Source organism: Thermus islandicus DSM 21543, assembly GCF_000421625.1.
Classification (GTDB): domain Bacteria; phylum Deinococcota; class Deinococci; order Deinococcales; family Thermaceae; genus Thermus; species Thermus islandicus.
In genome coordinates this window covers 29,388-44,179 of sequence record NZ_ATXJ01000008.1, presented here as the reverse complement: position 1 = coordinate 44,179, position 14,792 = coordinate 29,388, and the positions used below count along the sequence as shown (strand labels likewise).

The 14,792-nt window shown below is 69.7% G+C and carries 16 protein-coding genes; 10 read left to right on the top strand and 6 right to left on the bottom strand.

The features are described from left to right. The first annotated feature begins 33 nt into the window (after positions 1-33). Both H531_RS0108495 and ruvA read left to right on the top strand, forming a co-directional pair. On the top strand, positions 34-798 hold the full coding sequence (locus tag H531_RS0108495; protein WP_022798928.1) for an enoyl-CoA hydratase/isomerase family protein: 765 nt from the start codon (positions 34-36) through the stop codon (positions 796-798). Further along, positions 795-1,370, top strand: coding sequence for a Holliday junction branch migration protein RuvA (gene ruvA, locus H531_RS0108490; protein WP_022798927.1), 576 nt, complete (start codon positions 795-797; stop codon positions 1,368-1,370). The genes H531_RS0108495 and ruvA overlap by 4 nt, the downstream gene beginning before the upstream one ends. On the opposite strand, the gene H531_RS15095 is transcribed toward ruvA, so the two are convergent. Together H531_RS15095 and hemQ are read right to left on the bottom strand one after the other, a co-directional pair. Beyond that, the gene (locus tag H531_RS15095) at positions 1,367-1,861 is read right to left on the bottom strand and encodes a hypothetical protein (RefSeq protein ID WP_022798926.1); all 495 of its coding nucleotides are present in this window, start codon (positions 1,859-1,861) and stop codon (positions 1,367-1,369) included. The two genes, ruvA and H531_RS15095, sit on opposite strands and share 4 nt — an antisense overlap. A gap of 4 nt (positions 1,862-1,865) precedes the next feature. After that, positions 1,866-2,618: a hydrogen peroxide-dependent heme synthase gene (gene hemQ / locus H531_RS0108480; RefSeq protein ID WP_022798925.1), complete on the bottom strand. Its 753-nt coding sequence runs from the start codon at positions 2,616-2,618 to the stop codon at positions 1,866-1,868. A gap of 41 nt (positions 2,619-2,659) precedes the next feature. On the opposite strand from hemQ, the gene H531_RS0108475 reads away from it, so the two are divergent. The 3 genes from H531_RS0108475 to H531_RS0108465 are packed head-to-tail and all read left to right on the top strand — an operon-like array spanning position 2,660 to position 8,176. Next, a complete protein-coding gene (locus H531_RS0108475) occupies positions 2,660-3,721 on the top strand; it encodes a mechanosensitive ion channel family protein (RefSeq protein WP_022798924.1) in 1,062 nt (353 codons plus the stop codon). A gap of 10 nt (positions 3,722-3,731) precedes the next feature. Beyond that, the gene (locus H531_RS0108470) at positions 3,732-5,978 is read left to right on the top strand and encodes a hypothetical protein (RefSeq protein ID WP_022798923.1); all 2,247 of its coding nucleotides are present in this window, start codon (positions 3,732-3,734) and stop codon (positions 5,976-5,978) included. A 17-nt stretch (positions 5,979-5,995) separates the two neighbouring features. Next, positions 5,996-8,176, top strand: coding sequence for a RelA/SpoT family protein (locus tag H531_RS0108465; RefSeq protein ID WP_022798922.1), 2,181 nt, complete (start codon positions 5,996-5,998; stop codon positions 8,174-8,176). Here H531_RS0108465 and H531_RS0108460 read toward each other — a convergent pair. After that, positions 8,173-8,553, bottom strand: a complete 381-nt coding sequence (locus H531_RS0108460; protein ID WP_022798921.1) for a secondary thiamine-phosphate synthase enzyme YjbQ — start codon at positions 8,551-8,553, stop codon at positions 8,173-8,175. The genes H531_RS0108465 and H531_RS0108460 overlap by 4 nt on opposite strands. Before the next feature lie 2 nt (positions 8,554-8,555). Then, positions 8,556-9,347, bottom strand: a complete 792-nt coding sequence (locus H531_RS0108455) for a class I SAM-dependent methyltransferase (RefSeq protein ID WP_022798920.1) — start codon at positions 9,345-9,347, stop codon at positions 8,556-8,558. Between the two features lie 34 nt (positions 9,348-9,381). Between H531_RS0108455 and H531_RS0108450 the strand changes: the two genes are divergently transcribed. Genes H531_RS0108450 through H531_RS0108440 form a run of 3 tightly spaced genes read left to right on the top strand, consistent with a single transcriptional unit; the run spans position 9,382 to position 11,791 of the window. Next, positions 9,382-10,428 (top strand): glucose-1-phosphate thymidylyltransferase, encoded by a 1,047-nt coding sequence (locus H531_RS0108450; protein ID WP_022798919.1) that lies wholly within the window; start codon positions 9,382-9,384, stop codon positions 10,426-10,428. A 2-nt stretch (positions 10,429-10,430) separates the two neighbouring features. Then, a complete protein-coding gene (locus H531_RS0108445) occupies positions 10,431-11,318 on the top strand; it encodes a biotin--[acetyl-CoA-carboxylase] ligase (protein WP_022798918.1) in 888 nt (295 codons plus the stop codon). 47 nt (positions 11,319-11,365) lie between these two features. Further along, positions 11,366-11,791 carry a DUF2203 domain-containing protein gene (locus H531_RS0108440; protein WP_022798917.1) on the top strand — a complete coding sequence of 142 codons (426 nt, stop codon included), beginning with the start codon at positions 11,366-11,368 and terminating at the stop codon, positions 11,789-11,791. On the opposite strand, the gene H531_RS0108435 is transcribed toward H531_RS0108440, so the two are convergent. Next, complete coding sequence (locus tag H531_RS0108435) at positions 11,742-12,134, bottom strand: metallopeptidase family protein (protein WP_022798916.1); 393 nt, start codon at positions 12,132-12,134, stop codon at positions 11,742-11,744. The two genes, H531_RS0108440 and H531_RS0108435, sit on opposite strands and share 50 nt — an antisense overlap. Beyond that, positions 12,131-12,544, bottom strand: a complete 414-nt coding sequence (locus H531_RS0108430; RefSeq protein ID WP_022798915.1) for a 23S rRNA (pseudouridine(1915)-N(3))-methyltransferase RlmH — start codon at positions 12,542-12,544, stop codon at positions 12,131-12,133. Before H531_RS0108430 ends, H531_RS0108435 begins: the two co-directional genes overlap by 4 nt. Positions 12,545-12,703: 159 nt before the next feature. Here H531_RS0108430 and H531_RS0108425 point away from each other — a divergent pair, with 159 nt between their 5' ends. Both H531_RS0108425 and H531_RS0108420 read left to right on the top strand, forming a co-directional pair. Continuing rightward, positions 12,704-13,807, top strand: coding sequence for a thiamine pyrophosphate-dependent dehydrogenase E1 component subunit alpha (locus tag H531_RS0108425; RefSeq protein ID WP_028490747.1), 1,104 nt, complete (start codon positions 12,704-12,706; stop codon positions 13,805-13,807). A 10-nt stretch (positions 13,808-13,817) separates the two neighbouring features. After that, positions 13,818-14,792, top strand: a complete 975-nt coding sequence (locus H531_RS0108420; protein WP_022798913.1) for an alpha-ketoacid dehydrogenase subunit beta — start codon at positions 13,818-13,820, stop codon at positions 14,790-14,792.

Genomic DNA, 14,792 nt, shown 5'->3' with positions numbered 1-14,792 from the left:
GGTGTAGATGCCCCGCCCCTTTACAATGGGGCCATGGTCCTGAAGGAGCGCCAAGGAAGCGTTTTGGTCCTCACCCTGAACCGGCCCGAAAGGCTCAACGCCCTCACCGGGGAGCTTCTTGACGCCCTCCACGCCGCCCTGGAAGAAGCCAGCGGGGACAAGGAGGTGCGCGCCCTCCTCCTCACGGGGGCAGGAAAGGCCTTCTCCGCGGGGCAGGACCTTTTGGAGTTCGGCGAGGCGAAGCCCGACTACGAGGCCCACCTCCGCCGCTACAACCGGGTGGTGGAGGCCCTGGCGGGCCTGGAGAAGCCCCTGGTGGTGGCCGTGAACGGGGCGGCCGCGGGGGCGGGCATGAGCCTCGCCCTATGGGGGGACCTGCGCCTCGCGGCAAAGGAGGCGAGCTTCACCCCCGCCTTCGTCCGCATCGGCCTGGTGCCGGACTCGGGGATGAGCTTCCTCCTGCCCCGCCTGGTGGGCCTGGCCAAGGCCCAGGAGCTCCTCCACCTCTCCCCCAGGCTTTCGGCAGAGGAGGCCTTGGCCCTGGGCCTGGTCCACCGGGTGGTGCCCGGGGAGCGCCTCATGGAGGAGGCCTTGGGCCTGGCCCGGACGCTGGCGGAGGGCCCCACCCGGGCCTATGCCCTCACCAAGAAGCTCCTCCTGGAGACCTACCGCCTCTCCCTCACGGAGGCCCTGGCCCTCGAGGCCATCCTCCAGGGCGAGGCGGGGCGCACCCTGGACCACGAGGAAGGGGTGAGGGCCTTCCGGGAGAAGCGCCCGCCCCGGTTCCAGGGGCGATGATCCGCTACCTCAAGGGGCAGGTGCTCAAGAAGGGGGAGGGGGGGTTCCTCCTCCTCGTGGGGGGGGTGGGGTTTTTCCTCCAGGCCCCAAGCCCCTTCCTCCAGGCCCTAAAGGAGGGGGAGGAGGTGGCGGTCCACACCCACCTCAGGCTCCAGGAGGAGGGCCTCGCCCTCTACGGTTTCCCCGAGGAGGAAAGCCTCGCCCTTTTTGACCTCCTCCTCTCCGTGAGCGGGGTGGGGCCCAAGGTGGCCCTCGCCCTCCTCTCCGCCCTCCCCCCCAGGCTCCTCGCCCGGGCCCTGGCGGAGGGGGACCTGAGGCTCCTCACCTCGGCGAGCGGGGTGGGGAAAAGGCTTGCGGAGCGCCTTGCCCTGGAGCTCAAGGGGAAGGTGCCCCCCCAGCTCCTCGCCGGAGAGAAGGTGGAAAGCGAGGCCGCGGAGGAGGCCGTCCTGGCCCTGGCCGCCCTCGGCTTCAAGGAGGGGCAGGCGAGGGCCATCGTCCTGGAGCTCCTAAGCCGAAACCCCAAGGCCCGGGCCCAGGAGCTCATCAAGGAGGCCCTGAAGCGCCTCCGCTAGCCCAGGTCGTCCAGGGCCTCGCGGAAGCCCCGGGGGAAGCCCAGATACCCCCCCTCCGCTGCAGCCACGGGGAAAAGGGCCTCCAGAGGACCCTCCAAAAGGGCCACCCGAAGCCCCGCAAGGAGCCTGGTCCCCGGGGGCGGCGAGCCCTTTAAGCCCTGGGGGAAGACCGCCAAAGGGCCCTCCCCGGGCGCCCCCTCGCCCCGGTCCAGGAAGAGGTCCCGGGCCTCCAGAAAGCCCATCATCCGGGTCCGGTTGGCCTCCCGGCGGAAGGCCTGGAGGGCCTTCAGGTCCCCCACCCCCTGGAAGAGGAGGAGGTCTGCCTCCGCGGAAAAGCCCACCAGGCTGTAGGCCTTGAGAAAACCGGCCCGCTCCCGGAAACGGTGCAGGCAAAGGGCGAACTCCTCCTTGAGGTGCTCCTGGTGCTCGGCCTCGAGGCGCCGGAACTCGGGGAGGAGGCGGAAGAGGCCAAGGGCCCAGAAAAGCGCCATGCTCCTAGCTTACGCCCAGGAAACGGGCAAGGGCCCCTTCGTCCAGGTACCGGCCCACGTAGAAGGGCCCGAACTCGCCGTAGCGCGCCGAAACCTCGTCAAAGCGCATCTCGTAGACGATCTTCTTGAACTGGATGGGGTCCTCGCTGAAAAGGTCCACCCCCCACTCCCAGTCGTCCAGGCCCTGGGCCCCGCTGATCACCTGGACCACCTTCCCCTGGTACTTCCGGCCCGTCTCCCCGTGGGCCCGCATGAGCCGGGCCCGCTCCTTGGCGGGGAGCAGGTACCAGTTGTCCTGCCCTTGGCGCCTCTTGTTCATGGGGTAGAAGCAGATGTAGCCCGACTTGGGCACCTCCGGGGTAAGGCGGGACCTGACGTAGGGGGACTCGGGGTTCAGGGGCTTCTCCTGGCTTCCCAGCTCCACCACGGAGTAGAAGCCGTAGGCGGGAAGGAGGTACTCCGCCAAGAGGCTCCGGTTGAGGGCGGCCTCCAGGTTCAAAAGCGCGTCCAGGCCCTCCCTCAGGTTCAGGAAGAGGAGGTCTGCCTTTTTGGTGATCACCTGGTAGACGCCGAAGGCTCCCCGGCCTTCCTCCTCCACCCGCCGCCACTCGGCGAGGAGGCCGCGAAGCTCCTCCCAGGCGGCCTCTCGCTCCAGGGGGGAGGCCTTGCGCCAGCGGGGAAAGTCCAAAAGGCGGAAGTCGTGGAGGACATGCCAGCCCTCGAGGGTGTGGGTGGGTTCAGGGGTATGCCCTTCCATAGGCCCCACTATACCCGGCCGCCCTTGGGTATATTGGCCCCATGGCGCCTTGGCTGGAAGTGGCCCTGGTCCTCCTCCTGGCCTGGTTTCTGGGCCGCTACGGGGCCCGGGCCCTGAACGCCCTGGGCCGCCTCACGCCCCAGGAGGGGGAGAGCCGCTTCTTCCGGCTCCTTAGCCTCCTCTGGTGGGGGGGGGTGGCCCTGGCCGCCCTCAGCTACCTGGCCCACGCCTTAGGCCTCCCCCACGAGCCCTTCCGCTCCTGGGGCCGGGGGCTTTCCCTCTGGCTGGGAAGGCAGGGGCTTACCGCCCTCGCCATCTTGGCCCTCACCCTCCTGGGCTACCGCCTGGTGCCCCTCCTCCTCCGGGGCCTGCCCGAGCCCGAGGGCGAGGCCCACACCCGGGAGGCGGTGCGCAGGCGGACCCTCAGGGCCGTCTCCGAGTCGGCGCTCAAGGTGGCGGTGGTGGGAATGGGAGGGCTTCTCTTCCTCGCCAACCTGGGCCTCAACGTCACCGCCCTCCTGGCGGGGGCGGGCGTGGCGGGGCTTGCCCTGAGCCTGGCCGCCCAGAACCTGGTCCGGGACCTCATCAACGGCTTTCTCATCCTCCTAGAGGACCAGTACGGGGTGGGGGACATCGTGCAGATCGGCGGCGTGGGCGGCCAGGTGGAGCGCTTCACCCTGCGCCTCACGGTGCTCCGCGACCTGGAAGGAAGGGTCCACTTCTTCCCCAACTCCGAGGTGCGCCAGGTGACCGTCCTCACCCAGGAGTGGAGCCGGGCGGTGGTGGACGTGGGGGTGGCCTACAAGGAGGACCTGGACCGGGTCCTCGAGGTCTTCCGGGACGAGGCCCTCCGCCTCTACGAGGACCCCGGGTGGCAGGAGCGCTTCACCGCGCCCCCCGAGGTCTTAGGGGTGCAGAACCTGGCGGACTCCGGCGTGGTCATCCGGGTCCTCTTCAGCACCAAACCCGCCGAGCAGTGGGCCGTGGCCCGGGAGTTCCGCCGCCGCATCAAAAACCGCCTGGACCGGGAGGGCATAGAGATCCCCTACCCGCACCGGAAGGTCTACTTGGAGGAGGCCTCGAGGCCGGGCAAGGAGGTGTAGGCTGGTGGGGATGCCGAACCTCTACGGGGTGATCCTGGAGGCCCTCCGCCCCCACCTGGGGGCCAGGGCCGAGGCGGTGATGCAGGAGGGCCTGAAACGCCTGGGAAAGCGCCCGGAAGAGCTCACCCCAAAGGACGCAGAGACCCTCCTGAAGGGCCTCGCCTTCCGGGAGCTCCAGGCTAGGCTCAGCCCGGGGGAGGCCCGCCGGGTGGTGGAGGAGGCCCTGGGGAAGATCGCCGCGCCCGTGGACCTCGAGGTCCTCGAGGCGGGCCTAAAGCGCTTCGGGCTCTACCTGGACTGGCCCGAGGTGGCCCGCTACCGCGCCCTCGTGAACCACCTCCGCCAAGGGGCGAACCCTGAGCTCCACAGGGAGGCGGAAACCCTGCTGGAGGCCCTGGAGGAGAAGCTGGAGGAGGCCCTCCTGCGCCAGGCCCAGGACCTGGCCCACCTGGAGGAGAGCCTGGAGCGGGTGCGCCACCTGGGCGGGCCCAAGGTGCGCCGCCTGGAAAGCCTGGTGGCCACGGTGCGCCAGGCCCAGGCGGAGGGCCTCCTGGCCCCCGCGGAGGTGGAGCGGGCCCGGGGGCTCGCCCTCGAGCTGAGGAAGCTCCTGGAGTCCAGCGTGGCCCGAGCCCCTACCCTGCCGGAGATCGTTTTTGAGACCCAGGAGGAGGCACCCAAGAACCCCACGGACGTCTTCCTCACGGTGGAGGAGGCGGAGGAGCTGGAAGGGGAGCTCATCATAGACCTCCAGGCCCTCCCCGAGGAGGCGGCGAGGCGCCTGGAAGCCCTGGAGGTGGAGGAGGAACGGCGTAGGCTGGAAGGGCTCCTCTCCCGCTACGCCCCCCTCCTGGAACGGGCCACGGTAAGCCCGCTCCTCGCCGAGGTCCAGGCCCTCCTGGAGGCGGGAACCCCGGCGGGGGAGAAGCTTAGGCTTCTGGAAGAGGCCTTCCAGGAGGCCGAGCGAAACCTGCGGGCGGAGAAGCGGGCCCGCCTCATCCAGCTAGAGGAGAACCTCAGGACCCTTCCCCTCCCCGAGGCGGCCAAGGCCCCCTTGGAGAGCGCCTTGCGCCTGGCGGAGGAGACGCTAAAGGAAGGCGGCCTCCCCGACCTCCTCCCCCTGGAGGAGGAGCTTCGGCGCCTTAAGGAGGAGGCGAGGCGGCGCGAGGAGGCCGAAAGGCGCCTTAAAGAGGAGCAAGAGGCCCTCATCCGCGAGCTGAAGGACAGGGGGGAGGCCTTCCTTCCCCTCCTGGAGGAGCTGCAAGCCCTCTCCCCTGAAGAGCTTTCCGAACGGCTTCCCGAGATTCGCTCCCGTTACGCTGCCCTCCTCAAGGCCCAAGGGGAGGAGGCCCTCCTTAAGGCCAAGCTCCGGGAAGCGGAGGAGGCCCTAAGCGCCCTGAGGCCCCAGGCCCTGGCCCTAGGCCTGGGGGAGGCGGTGGAGGAGGCGGCCAAGGCCCTGGCCGAGGGGAGGCTCCCCGACCTCGAGGCCCTGAGAACGCGCCTGGCCGAGGCCGAGGCCCAGGCCCGCCAGAGGGCCCTGGAGGAGCTTGCCCGCCTGAAGGCCGTGGCCGAGCGCTTCCGGGGCTTCGGCGGGGAGGGGGTGCTCCGGGCGCTGGAGGCGGAGAAGACCAAGCCCCTCCCCGACCCCGCCCCCATCGCCCGGGCCCTCCAGGCCCTGAAGCGGCGGCTCGAGGCCAAGCGGGAGGAGATCTTCACCCGCCTCACCGCCCTCCTCCAGGCCCACGCCCGCCTCCAGGGCTTCCAGAGCGAGACCCAGCGCCGGCTCAGGCCCCTCCTGGAGGTGCTGAGAGAGGTTCAGGAGCGGCTTCCCCGGCTGGGTCCCCAGGGGCTTTTGCGGGTGGAGAGGACCCTGGCCCAGGCCGAGGCCCTCCTCCGGGAGCTGGAGAAGGAGGCGGAGGCCGCCAAGGCCGTGCTCCAGGAGATCCGGGGGGCGGACCTCGAGGCCCTCCTGGGGGCCCTTGAGCCGAAGGAGCCCCCCCAGGACCTGGACCGCCTCCGCCTGCCCGGGGTCAGGGCCCTGGGCTTTCTGGAGGAGGCCCCGCCCCTGCCCCGGGAGCCCCTCCTTTCCTGGAAGCAGGCCCTGGACCGGCTGGACGAGGCCCTAAAGCAGAAGCGGGGTCCCGCGGCGGCCCTCTTCGGGGAGCAGGCCCTGGTCCTCGCCCCCTACGGGGCCAGGACCCTGGTGGCCCTCCTGGAAAGGCCCGCCCTCTCCGCCTTCCTCCTGGAGCTCGGCCCTTAAGTGCTAGACTGGAACCAGTGGTCGTCCGCGAAGCCCTTTGGGCCCAACTGGAAGCGAGCCTCGCCTACCTCTCCCCAGAGGAGCAGGAGAAGGTGCGGGAGGCCTACACCTTTGCCGAGGAGGCCCATCGGGGGCAGCTGAGAAAAAGCGGGGAGCCCTACATCACCCACCCCGTGGCCGTGGCCGAGATCCTGGCCTCCTTGCGCATGGACGCGGACACCGTGGCCGCGGGCCTCCTCCACGACACCATGGAGGACTCCGGGGTGCCGGGGGAGGAGCTGGAGAGGCGCTTCGGTCCCACGGTGCGCCGCCTTGTGGAGGGGGAGACCAAGGTCAGCAAGCTCTACAAGCTGGCCAACCTCGAGGGCGAGGAGAGGCGGGCCGAGGACCTCCGCCAGATGTTCATCGCCATGGCGGAGGACGTGCGCATCATCATCGTGAAGCTGGCGGACCGGTTGCACAACCTCCGCACCCTGGAGCACCTGCCCCCCGAGAAGCAGCGGCGCATCGCCCAGGAAACCCTGGAGATCTACGCCCCCTTGGCCCACCGCTTGGGGATGGGCCAGATCAAGTGGGAGCTGGAGGACCTGTCCTTCCGCTACCTCTACCCGGAGGCCTACCAGGCCCTCCTCTCCCGCCTCCAGGAGACCCAAGAGGCCCGGGAGCGCCTGGTGCGGCGGGCCATGGAGGTGCTGGAGGGCGCCTTAGGGAGGGACGAGCTCCTCCAGGCCCAGATCCAGGGCTTTGAGATCACGGGCCGCCCCAAGCACCTCTACTCCATATGGAAGAAGATGGAGCGGGAGGGCAAGGCCCTGGAGCAGATCTACGACCTCCTGGCGGTGCGGGTCATCCTGGACCCCAAGCCGAGCCCCACGGAGGCGGCCCGGGGCCTGCGGGAAAAGCAGGTCTGCTACCACGTCCTGGGCTTGGTCCACGCCCTCTGGCAACCCATCCCGGGGCGGGTGAAGGACTACATCGCCGTGCCCAAGCCCAACGGCTACCAAAGCCTCCACACCACGGTCATCGCCCTGGAGGGCCTGCCCCTGGAGGTGCAGATCCGCACCCGGGAGATGCACCGGGTGGCCGAGTACGGCATCGCCGCCCACTGGCTCTACAAGGAGGGCCTCACCGACCCCGAGGAGATGCGGCGGCGGGTCTCCTGGCTGAAGAACATCCAGGAATGGCAGCAGGAGTTCAGTAGCTCCCGGGAGTTCGTGGAGGCGGTGACGCGGGACCTTTTGGGGGGCCGGGTCTTCGTCTTCACCCCCAAGGGGCGGATCATCAACCTGCCCAAGGGGGCCACCCCCGTGGACTTCGCCTACCACATCCACACCGAGGTGGGGCACCACATGGTGGGGGCCAAGGTCAACGGCCGCATCGTCCCCCTCTCCTACGAGCTGCAAAACGGGGAGATCGTGGAGATCCTCACCGCCAAGAACGCCCGCCCCTCCAAGGGCTGGCTGGAGTTCGCCAAGACCCGCACCGCCAAGAGCAAGATCCGCCAGTACTTCCGCGCCCAGGAGCGCCAGGAGATCCTGGAGCGGGGTCAGGGCCTCCTGGAGCGCTACCTGAAGCGGAAGGGCCTGCCCAAGCCCACGGACAGCCAACTGGAGGAGGCGGCCAAAAGGCTGGGCCTCACCCCGTCCCCCGAGGAGCTCTACCTGGCCTTGGCCCTGAACCGCTTCACCCCCAAGCAGGTGGCGGAGAAGATCTACCCCAAGGCCCTCCTCAAGCCGGAAAAACCCAAGCCTCCCCCCAAGAACGCCTGGGGCATCCGGCTGGACCAGGACCTCGAGGCCCCCATCCGCCTGGCCTCCTGCTGCGAGCCCATGAAGGGGGACAGCATCCTGGGCTTCGTCACCCGGGGCCGGGGGGTCACGGTCCACCGGGCGGACTGCCCCAACCTGCGCCGCATCCTCCAGGGCCCCGAGGCCGACCGGGTCATCGGGGCCTACTGGGAGGGGGTGGGGGGCAAGGTGGCCACCCTCGAGGTCTTGGCCCAGGACCGGGCCGGGCTCCTCCGGGACGTGATGCAGGTGGTGGCCGAGGCGGGGAAAAGCGCCTTGGGCTCGGAGACCCGCATCCTCGGGCCCAAGGCCCGCATCCGCCTCCGCCTCACCGTGGGGGATGGGGAACGGGAAGCCCTGGTCCAGGCCCTCAAGGGCGTGAAGAGCGTGGAGGAGGTCCGCTGGGTCTAGAGGAGCCGCACCCAGACCTCCCGCTCCCTAGGCCCGTCGTACTCCGCCAGAAAGACCTGTTGCCAGCGCCCCAGGCTCAGGCGCCCCCCTTCCGCCGGAAGCAGGAGGTACACCCCGGTGAGGAGGCTTTTCAGGTGAGCGTGGCTGTTCCCTTCGGCGTGGCGGTCCTGGGGATGGGCCTTGGGCGCAAGCCCGCTCAAGCGCAGGAGGAGGTCGTGGGCCACATCGGGGTCCGCCCCCTCCTGCACGGTGAGGCCGCAGGTGGTGTGGGGCACGAAGAGGTAGACCAGGCCCGTGTGGCCCTCCAAAACCCCCTCCACCGCCCGGGTGATGTTCACCAGGCCCTCCTTGGGCGTGCGCACCCTGATCCGCTTCATCTTCAGGTCAGGCGGGAAACCCGCAGGAAAAAGCGCTTTTCCACGGGAAAGGGACGGTCCAGATCGCCGAACTCCGCCTCCGCCCAAAGGGCAAGCCTCGCCATGGCCCGCTCGTGGACCTCCTTAGGCACCCCCTGGGTAAAGGAGTAGAGCCTCTCCCTCAAGGCCTCGAGGGCCTCCCTCGGCGTGCGTTCCTCCCGCCAGGCTACCACCTCCCGGGTCTTGGGCCTGAGGCCAAGCCGCCTCAGGGCCTCCTCCACCTCGGCAAGCCTCCTCCGGTGCACCCCCCGGGCCACGGAAAAGCCCTCCTCGGCCACCAGGGCCTGCCACCTGGCCTGCAGGCGGCACTCCGCCTCGGCCTCCACCTGGTCCCAGCCCTCGAGGAGGGCCCCGCCCGGCTTCAGCACCCTCAAGGCCTCGGCCAGGGCCCGGGGCCAGTCGGGAAGGAGGTGCCACAGGTGGACCACGATCACCCCGTGCACCTCCTCCGCGGGCAGGGGAATGTCCCGGGCGTCCGCCAGGAGAAGGCGCACCTTGCGCATCACCCCCGCCGCCTTCTGCCGGAAGACCTCCAGCATGGCCGGGTTGCTGTCCAAGGCGATGTAGCGGTACCCGCGGGCGATGAGGGGCAGGGCGATCCGCCCCGTGCCCACGCCGAGCTCGAGGAGGGTAGGCTCCTCACCCCTGGCCTGGAGGGCGTTGGCGATCCCCGTGGCGATGCGGCCCGCCACCTCCGGCGGGTAGGCCCGGAGGCGGTCGTAGGCGTAGGCCACCCGGGTGAGGGCGCTGGACATCTCCCCCCTTATTGTAGGGGGTATACTCCCAGGCATGAAGGGGCTGATCCTGGCCGCAGGGAGGGGAACGCGCCTCCGCCCCCTCACCCACACCCGGCCCAAGCCCGTGATCCGCGTGGCGGGAAGGCCCATCATCCACTACGCCGTGGAAAACCTGAAGGAGGCCGGGGTGGCGGAGATCGGGGTGGTGGTCTCCCCGGAAACGGAGAAGGACATCCGTGAGGCCCTCCTTGGCTACCCCGTCCGCTACATCCTCCAGGAGGAACCCCAGGGCCTGGCCCACGCGGTGGCGGTGGCCGGGGAGTTCCTCCGGGGAAGCCCCTTTGTCCTCTACCTGGGGGACAACCTCTTCCAGCGGGGGATCCGGCCCTACCTGGAGGCCTTCCGGGAGGGGGTGAGCGCCGTCTTGGCCCTGGTGCGGGTGGAAAACCCAAGGCAGTTCGGGGTGGCCGTCCTGGAAGGGGAAAGGATCGTGCGCCTGTTGGAAAAGCCCAAGGACCCCCCCTCGGACCTGGCGGTGGCGGGGGTGTACGTCTTTACCCCGGAGGTGCTGGAGGTGATCCAGGACCTGAAGCCCTCTGCCCGGGGGGAGTACGAGATCACCGACGCCATCCAAGGCCTTATTGACCGGGGGCGGCGGGTGGTGGGGGTGGAGGTGGAGGGCTGGTGGAAGGATACGGGCCGGCCCCAGGACCTCCTGGACGCCAACCGGCTCCTCCTGGAGGAGCTTGCCCCCAGGGTGGAGGGGGAGGTGGAGGAGAGCGCCCTCACCGGCCGGGTGGTGGTGGAAAAGGGAGCCAGGGTGGTGCGAAGCACCGTCATCGGGCCGGCCTTCATCGGGGAGGGGGCGGTGGTGGAGGAGGCTTATGTGGGGCCCTTCACCTCCGTGGGCCCGGGGGCGCGGGTGGTGCGCTCGGAGGTGGAGTACTCCATCCTCGAGGACCACGCCCTCCTGGAAAACGTGGGCCTCCGCCTGCAGGAGAGCCTCCTGGGGGTGGGGGCCGAGGTGAAAAGCCGCAACGGCCTCCCCCGGGCCCACCGGCTCATCCTGGGCGACCTCTCCCAGGTGGAACTCGCCTAGGGATGGGCGGGCTTTTGGACCTATTGGACGAGACCTACCGGAGCGGGGAGGCCCTGGCCCGGCAACTTCGCGTAAGCCGGGCGGCGGTCTCCAAGGAAGCGAAGCGGCTTCAGGCGGAAGGCTATCCGGTGGAGGTCTCCCGCAAGGGCTACCGCATCCTCCCCGGGACTCCCCTGCCCCACCTTTTCCAACCCCCGGGGCGCCTGGGGAGGCCCTACCGCTACCTGGGCCGGGTGGGGAGCACCCAGGACGTCCTAAGGGCCTGGGCGGAAGAAGGGGTCCCCGAGGGGGCCTTGGTCCTGGCCGAGGTGCAGGAAAGGGGGCGGGGCCGCCGGGGAAGGGCCTGGGAGAGCCGCCCCGGGGCGAGCCTCACCTTCTCCCTCCTCCTCAGGCCCACCCTGCCCCTCGCCGCCTTAAGCCTCCTTCCCCTCCTCGCCGGCCTCGCCCTCTTTGAGGCGGTGGGGGTGGGAGGGCTCAAGTGGCCCAACGACCTCCTCGCCCCGGACGGAAGAAAACTCGCCGGGGTCCTCCTCGAGGCCAAGGCGGAGGGGGAGGAGGTGATCTACGCCCTTCTGGGCGTGGGGATGAACGTGGCCTGGGCCCCGGAGGGAGCGGCCTCCTTGCAGGAGTTCTTGGCCCTCTCCCGCAAGGAGGTGCTGGAGGGCTTCCTCCTCCACCTCGAGGCCCTCCTCCCCCTCCTGGAAGACCCCCAGGCCCTCCTCGCCCGCTACCGCCAGGCCTCCTGCACCCTGGGCCGAAAGGTCCGGGTGCACACCCCGAGGGGCGTGGTGGAGGGCCTGGCGGAGGACGTCCTCCCCGACGGGAGCCTTCTGGTGGGCGGGCGGCGGGTGGGGGCGGGGGAGGTGGAGCTCCTGCCCCTAATTGAGTGAGCCAGGCTTAGATTTTCCTAATCAAAAATGCTATGCTAAGGGCAGGTATGTTCGTCCGGATCTTCACCAAGGAAGAGGCGGACGCCCTTCTGCCCGAGCTTAGGCGGGTTCTCGGGGAGATGCGCCAGGCCAGGGAGGAGCTCAAGGAGGCGCAGAAGCGCCTTCCCGAGGCGCGGGGGCTTTTGCGGCGGGCCCTGGAGGAGGAGGCCCGCTTCCTCCTCGGCACCCTCGAGGCCGACGCCCGCTACCTGGCCTCCCTGGGGGTCTTCCTCAAGGATCTGGACCGGGGCCTGGTGGATTTCCCCGCCCGCCTTGGGGGCGAGGTGGTCTTCCTCTGCTGGCAGGAGGGGGAGCCCGAGGTGGCCCACTACCATCCCCTCTCCGGGGGCTATGCGGAGCGCAGGCCCCTTTCGCAGGAAAGCCCTACCCTTCCTCCGGAAGCCCGCCCCGGCGAAAGGCGTCCAGGCGCTTGAGGTCCTCCTGCACGAGGTCGTCCCGCCCCGCCAGGGACTCCAGGTGGTGCCTAAGCTCGTGGAGGAGGGTTTCCCACACCTCTTCCTCCCACTTAAACCCCTTCCCCGCCACCCTTTGGAAGGAGCCGTAGTAGAGGGCAATGTGCCGCCCGAGGCCTTCAAATCCCCCAAAGGCCGAGGGCGGACCAGGGTCCAGGTACTCCCCGAGCCGCCACACCCCGGGAAGGCCCGGCTCGGGCTTGGCCTCGGGGAAGACGTGCACCCCCTGGAGGCCCCTTTTGAAGTCCTCGGGGATCTCGTCCCAGAGCCTCTCCACCAGCTTCACGAAGGCCTCGTAGGTCATGGTCGGTGGTAGGGGTGCCCCGCCCTTAGGGTGAGGACCCGGTAGAGCTGCTCCAAAAGCACCAGGAGGGCCAGCTCGTGCTGGAGGGTGAGGGGGGAAAGGGCAAGGAGCACGTCCGCCCCCCGCCGCACCGCCTCGGGGTGCCCCTCCGCCCCCCCCACCAGAAAGGCCACCCGCTCCCCCTCAAAGGAGCGGAGGAGGCGGGAGAACGCCTCCGTGGTGAAAAGCTTCCCTCGCTCGTCCAGGACCACCCTCCGGTGGCCCTCGGCCTTGGGGAGGAGTTCCCTTTCCTCCCGCACGTAGAAGAGCTCCAAGGGGGCGTAGCGCCGGATGCGGGCCGCGTACTCCTCTACCCCCAGGCGGGCGTAGGCCAGCCTGGGCCTGCCCACCGCCACCACCCGCAGGCGCACGCCCCCATCCTACCCCGCGTGCGCCAGGAAGGAGGGGGCGTTAAGGGGTATACTCGGGGCGAAGGGAAAGTGGGACCCACCCCCACCCCGAAAAGGAGCCCGGACCCTTACCCAGGGAAGGCTCTGAGGGCGCCAAAAGCGCTTCAGGAAGGAGGGTTTATGGTCAAGGACACCCGCCGGTTCCAGCCCTTCACCCAGGAGCCCATAAGGCTTATGGGGGAGAAGGGGGAGTGGCTGGGGGACTTTCCCCTGGACCTCGAGGAGGACAAGCTAAGAAGGCTCTACCGGGACATGCTGGCCGCCCGGATGCTGGACGAGCGCTACACCATCCTCATCCGCACGGGCAAGACCAGCTTCATCGCCCCCGCTGCGGGGCACGAGGCCGCCCAGGTGGCCATCGCCCACGCCCTAAGGCCCGGCTTTGACTGGGTCTTCCCCTACTACCGGGACCACGGCCTGGCCCTGGCCCTGGGGGTACCCCTTAAGGAGCTCTTCGGCCAGATGCTCGCCACCCGGGCCGACCCCAACAAGGGCCGCCAGATGCCCGAGCACCCCGGCTCCAAGGCCCTCAACCTCTTCACCGTGGCGAGCCCCATCGCCTCCCACGTGCCCCCCGCCGCGGGGGCCGCCATCAGCATGAAGCTCCTGCGCACGGGGCAGGTGGCGGTCTGCACCTTCGGGGACGGGGCCACGAGCGAGGGGGACTGGTACGCGGGGATCAACTTCGCCGCCGTGCAGGGGGCGCCCGCGGTCTTCATCGCCGAGAACAACTTCTACGCCATCAGCGTGGACTACCGCCGCCAGACCCACAGCCCCACCCTCGCCGACAAGGCCCACGCCTTCGGCATCCCCGGCTACCTGGTGGACGGGATGGACGTGCTGGCGAGCTACTACGTGGTCAAGGAGGCGGTGGAGCGGGCCAGGATGGGGGAAGGCCCGAGCCTGGTGGAGCTCAGGGTCTACCGCTACGGGCCCCACTCCTCCGCCGACGACGACAGCCGCTACCGGCCCAAGGAGGAGGTAGAGACCTGGCGGAAGAGGGACCCCATTCCCCGCTTCCGGCGCTTCCTCGAGGCCAAAGGCCTCTGGAACGAGGAGTGGGAGGAGAACCTCAAGGAGGAGCTCCGCGAGGAGCTGGAAAAGGCCCTGAAGGAGGCGGAGGAGGCGGGGCCTGTGCCGCCCGAGTGGATGTTGGACGACGTCCTTTCCGAGAAGCCCTGGCACCTTAAGAGGCAGGAGGCCCTCCTCAAGGAGGAGCTCTAAGGGGGGCGTCATGGCCGTGATGACCATGGTGCAGGCCCTGAACCGGGCCCTGGACGAGGAGATGGCCAAAGACCCCAAGGTGGTGGTCCTGGGGGAGGACGTGGGGAAGCGAGGTGGGGTCTTCTTGGTCACCGAGGGCCTTCTCCAGAAGTACGGCCGCGACCGGGTCCTGGACACCCCCCTCTCCGAGGCGGCCATCCTCGGGGCCGCCCTCGGCATGGCCGTCCACGGCCTGAGGCCCGTGGCCGAGATCCAGTTCGCCGACTACGTCTTCCCGGGCTTTGACCAGCTCGTAAGCCAGGTGGCCAAGCTTCGCTACCGCTCCGGGGGCCAGTTCGCCGCCCCCTTGGTGGTGCGGATGCCCTCGGGGGGCGGGGTGAGGGGCGGGCACCACCACTCCCAAAGCCCCGAGGCCCACTTCGTCCACACCGCCGGGCTCAAGGTGGTGGCCGTCTCCACCCCCTACGACGCCAAGGGGCTTCTGAAGGCGGCCATCCGGGACGAGGACCCCGTGGTCTTCCTAGAGCCCAAGAGGCTCTACCGCTCGGTGAAGGAGGAGGTGCCCGAGGAGGACTACACCCTTCCCATCGGCAAGGCCGCCCTGAGGCGGGAGGGAAAGGACCTCAGCCTCATCGGCTACGGCGCCGTGATGCCCGAGGTCTTGCAGGCGGCGGAGGAGCTCGCCAAGGCCGGGGTCTTTGCCGAGGTCTTGGACCTAAGGAGCCTCATGCCCTGGGACTACGAGGCGGTGATGCACTCCGTGGCCAAGACGGGCCGGGCGGTCCTGGTGGCCGACGCCCCCCGCCACGCGAGCTTCCTGAGCGAGGTAGCGGCCACCATCGCCGAGGACATCCTGGACATGCTCCTCGCCCCGCCCCTCCGGGTCACGGGGTTTGACACCCCCTACCCTTACGCCCAAGACAAGCTCTACATGCCCACCGTCACCCGCATCCTGAACGCCGCCAAGCGGGCGCTAGACTACTGA